At 43.7% G+C, this 1,163-nt stretch carries 2 protein-coding genes; one reads left to right on the top strand and one right to left on the bottom strand.

Annotation, left to right across the window (positions count from 1 at the left end):
* On the bottom strand, nucleotides 1-476 hold a 476-nt coding region (locus tag A3738_RS25000), incomplete at its 3' end, for a class I SAM-dependent methyltransferase (RefSeq protein WP_156504487.1).
* 100 nt (nucleotides 477-576) lie between these two features.
* Here A3738_RS25000 and gloB point away from each other — a divergent pair.
* Nucleotides 577-1,163, top strand: a 587-nt coding sequence (gloB, locus tag A3738_RS25005; protein ID WP_068763929.1) for a hydroxyacylglutathione hydrolase, incomplete at its 3' end; no start/stop codon positions are given.

The raw sequence follows: 1,163 nt of genomic DNA on the forward strand, positions 1-1,163 counted from the left end.
CTATTGGCTAATTTAGCCAAACCCCACAAACTCAGTGGATTGAACCCAATTAAAACCAAAGTCCCGTTGGACTTTAAGATACGAGAGGTTTCGCGCAAAGTTTGATGAGGAGAAGGACTGAAATCCAAAGCGTGATGCATGATCACTAAGTCAGCACTGTCATGCGGCAATGCAATGTCTGTTGTCTGACAAACCAAGGTGTTGTTAGGCATTTCTACTTCATAGTTCGGAACGACATAAAACCGATGACCTAAGCCGCTCGCATTTCCAACAGGTATGCGGTGAGATACACACAATTCAGCCTGATGAACACCAACATTCCTTTCAATCAGGCCGTTTATACAACGCCGCTGGTCGGCCAGCAATTCACGTCCGGCGCTAGTTTGGAACCAGCCTTCTAATTGTTTTTGAACATACTGATAATGGGCAATTTTTTTCAAAGAATCGTCATCATCTGTTCTAACATCTATGGTCAAAACGCGTCCTCAATTCATGTATGAAGCTTAAGTATTGCTTGCAGCACAACTCAGTATACTATCGTAGCTTAAAGTAATCACAGAACTACGGCGGTTTAACATGGCTCATTGTACCATTTCAACGATTTCGGCATTTCGAGATAACTACATTTGGTGTATCCATGACGATTCGACAGCGGTTATTGTTGATCCTGGTGATGCNACGCCAGTACTAAGATTTTTAGAAGATAATAATTTGGATCTTGAAGCCGCACTTGTAACGCATCATCACCCCGACCATGTAGGAGGAATACAAACGCTTGGGACAAACTTCCCAAATCTCCGCGTTATAGGCAGTCCAGAATCACGCTTCGGTGGTATCAAGGAACAAGTCAGAGAAGGAGATTCGGTAATTGCCGGCGGAAACTCTTTCTCGGTTATTGACGTTCCGGGGCATACTCTTGATCACATAGCGTTCGTTCTGTCCAATGAAGAAAGTACGCATCTATTTTGTGGTGACACTTTGTTTTCAGCTGGGTGTGGCCGCTTATTCGAAGGCACCGCCAAACAAATGCACGACTCACTTAGAAAGCTGCAAAACCTTCCTGCCGAAACGCAAATTTATTGCGCCCATGAGTACACACTATCTAATTTAGATTTCGCGTTGTCGCTTATGCCGAATAATAAAGATCTTCAGGACTATCACAA

This window comes from Oleiphilus sp. HI0066 (assembly GCF_001635725.1).